Origin of the sequence: Methylobacterium sp. WL103 (assembly GCF_008039885.1) — a bacterium.
In the GTDB taxonomy this organism is placed as follows: domain Bacteria; phylum Pseudomonadota; class Alphaproteobacteria; order Rhizobiales; family Beijerinckiaceae; genus Methylobacterium; species Methylobacterium cerastii.
This window is the reverse complement of the sequence record NZ_VRUX01000546.1, coordinates 1-2817: the sequence shown is the minus strand read 5'-3', so window position 1 is coordinate 2817 and position 2817 is coordinate 1. Positions and strand designations below refer to the sequence as shown.

General features: G+C 69.6%; 3 protein-coding genes. All 3 read right to left on the bottom strand.

The window, feature by feature from the left end; translation table 11 throughout:
* Positions 1 to 639: Holliday junction branch migration DNA helicase RuvB (ruvB, locus tag FV222_RS22095; protein WP_147815648.1), on the bottom strand; the 639-nt coding region annotated here is incomplete at its 3' end.
* An 85-nt stretch (positions 640 to 724) separates the two neighbouring features.
* Positions 725 to 1039, bottom strand: a complete 315-nt coding sequence (locus FV222_RS22090; RefSeq protein WP_147762696.1) for a hypothetical protein — start codon at positions 1037 to 1039, stop codon at positions 725 to 727.
* Positions 1040 to 1152: 113 nt separating this feature from the next.
* Positions 1153 to 2817, bottom strand: a 1665-nt coding sequence (gene ggt, locus FV222_RS22085) for a gamma-glutamyltransferase (RefSeq protein WP_147815647.1), incomplete at its 5' end; no start/stop codon positions are given.

The window sequence follows — 2817 nt, the reverse complement described above, 5'->3', positions numbered from 1 at the left end:
CTCGTTGGCGCCGTCGTCCGACATGCCGAGCCCGAGCACGCGCGCACCGCGGGAGACGATGAGCTGAAGCTCGTCGATGTCGTAGAACTCGAGCCGGATCGGGATGCCGAAGCGGTCGCGCAGCGGCGTCGTCAGCAGGCCGGCGCGGGTGGTGGCGCCCACCAGCGTGAACTTCGGCAGCTCGATCTTCACGGAGCGGGCGGCCGGCCCCTCGCCGATGATCAGGTCGAGCTGGTAATCCTCCATCGCGGGATAGAGGATCTCCTCCACAGCCGGGTTGAGACGGTGGATCTCGTCGATGAAGAGCACGTCGCGCTCTTCGAGGTTGGTGAGCTGGGCCGCGAGGTCTCCGGCCTTGGCGATCACCGGCCCCGACGTCGAGCGGAAGTTCACCCCGAGCTCGCGCGCGACGATCTGCGCCAGCGTGGTCTTGCCCAGGCCCGGCGGCCCGACGAACAGGACGTGGTCGAGCGCCTGGCCGGTCATCTTCGCGGCCTGGATGAAGACCTCCATGTTGGCGCGCGCCGCCCGCTGGCCGATGAACTCGGACAGGCTCAGCGGACGGATGGTCTGATCGACGTCGTCAGCCCGCTTCTCCGGGTCGAGGATCGCGCTGGTCAGGGGTTTCGGCTTACTCATGGAGCCTCGGCTGGGGATGCGATCCTCCTAACCCGCGGCCGGCGCGATGTCTAAGCGCGGCGGCCGCTCGCCAGGTCGTCCCCTCTTATCGCTTCCGACGGCGCCACCACGCGACGAGGTCGGCCCAGGTCGCCTCGATCCAGCGGGCGGACTTTTCGAGCGGCACCTTCAGCCCGGGCACGTCCTGCGCCAGCAGCGCGAGGCCGAGCGGAAGCATCCACAAGCCGAGCACCGGCAGGATCGAGAAGATCCCGCCGAGGATGAACAGCAGCGCGGCCCCGACCCGCAGCCACACCCGCGACGGCTCGCGCAGCCAGTCGACCATGCGCCGCAAGGGATCGGGCAGTTTCTCGGAGAGACGCGAGACGCGCGCGTCCCAATCGTCCGGTGTCGGTTCCATCACCCAGGAACGCACAAGGCGCGAAAACGACGACTCGTTTTTTGGTCAGCGCGGGCGGGACGGCGGGATTCCTCGCTGCTCGCCCATCGAAGCCTGCAAAAACGGACGCCCAATCAGTAGCCCAACGCCAACCCCGTGTTCCGCCGCGGGTCGTTCGCCCCGTAGAACCGGTTCGCGCCGACGGCCTTGCCGCCCAGCACCGGCGCGCCGATCAGGATCGTAGCGAGGTGGTTGGCCGGCTGCGAGCCGGCGAAGTGGTGGCCCATGCCCTCCAGGATCTTGCGGGTGTCCGGCGAGAGCGCGAACCGCTCCACGTTGGTCACGTCGGGCATCCACTGGTTGTGGATGCGGGGCGCGTCGGCGGCCTCCTGCACGTTCATGCCGTAATCGACGACGTTGAGGATGCTTTGCAGCACGACCGTCGGGATGCGGCTGCCGCCCGGCGTCCCGGTGACGAGGACCGGCTTGCCGTCCTTCGAGACGATGGTCGGGCTCATCGAGCTGAGCGGCGTCTTGCCAGGCGCGATGGCGTTGGCCTTGCCCTGCACCAGGCCGTAGATGTTGGGCACCCCGACCTTGGCGGTGAAGTCGTCCATCTCGTCGTTGAGCAGCACGCCGGTGCCCGGCACGGTGATGCGTGCGCCGAACCAGTCGTTGAGGGTGTAGGTCACCGACACGGCGTTTCCGGCGCCGTCGACGATCGAATAATGCGTCGTGTTGCTGCCCTCGTGCGGGGCGACGCCCGGCCTTAGCGCGCTCGACACCCCGGCCTTGGCCGGGTCGATCGCGGCGCGGATGGTGGCGGCGTAGGCCTTGTCGGTGAGGCGCCGCGTCGGGTTGTCGACGAAGTCTGGGTCGCCGAGGTAGCTGTTGCGGTCGACGTAGGCGTGGCGCATCGCCTCGATCTCGTAGTGGATCGCCTCCGCCGAGCCCCAGCCGAGTTCCCCGAGGGGATAGCCTTCGAGGATGTTCAGCATCTCGCAGATGACGACGCCGCCCGAGCTCGGCGGCGGCGCCGAGATCACGCGATAGCCGCGATAGTCGCATTCCACCGGCGCCATCTCGCGGGTGCGGTAGCGGTCGAGGTCGGCCTGGACGATGAGCCCCTTGCCGGCCTGGCTCGAGGCGACGATCGCGTCGCCGACGCGGCCCGCGTAGAAGCCCGCCGGACCTTGCTCGGCGATGGCGCGCAGCGTACCCGCGAGGTCCGGCTGCACCAGCTTTCCGCCCGCCTGGAACGACGCGCCCGCATCGAGGAAGATCGCGGCGGAGGTCGGGTCCTTGCGCAGGTCGGGGCTCGCGATCGCGAACATGTCGGCATCGCCCTGCTTGAGCACGAAGCCGCCCTCGGCGTAGGCGATGGCCGGGGCGATCAGGTCGGCCCGCGACATCGTCCCGTACTTCTCGCGCGCCGTCTCCAGGCCCGAGACGGTGCCGGGCACCGCGACGGCGAGCGGACCGCTGACGCTCAAGCCCTTGATGACGTTGCCGTCCTTGTCGAGGTACATGTCGCGGGTCGCGGCCAGCGGCGCCTTCTCGCGGAAGTCGAGGAAGGTCCGGCGCCCGTCGGCGAGCTGAACGGTCATGAAGCCGCCGCCGCCGAGGTTGCCAGCGGCCGGGTAGACCACCGCCAGCGCGTAGCCGACGGCGACCGCCGCATCAATGGCGTTGCCGCCGCGCTTCAGCACGTCGACGCCGACCTGCGTCGCGAGGTACTGGGCGGTGACGACCATGGCGTGCTCGGCGACCGCCGGTGCGACGGAGGCGGCGCTGGCGGG

Coding starts and splice junctions, on each gene's coding strand:
- FV222_RS22090 (WP_147762696.1), bottom strand. CDS start 1,039: ATGGAACCGACACCGGACGATTGGGACGCGCGCGTCTCGCGTCTCTCC.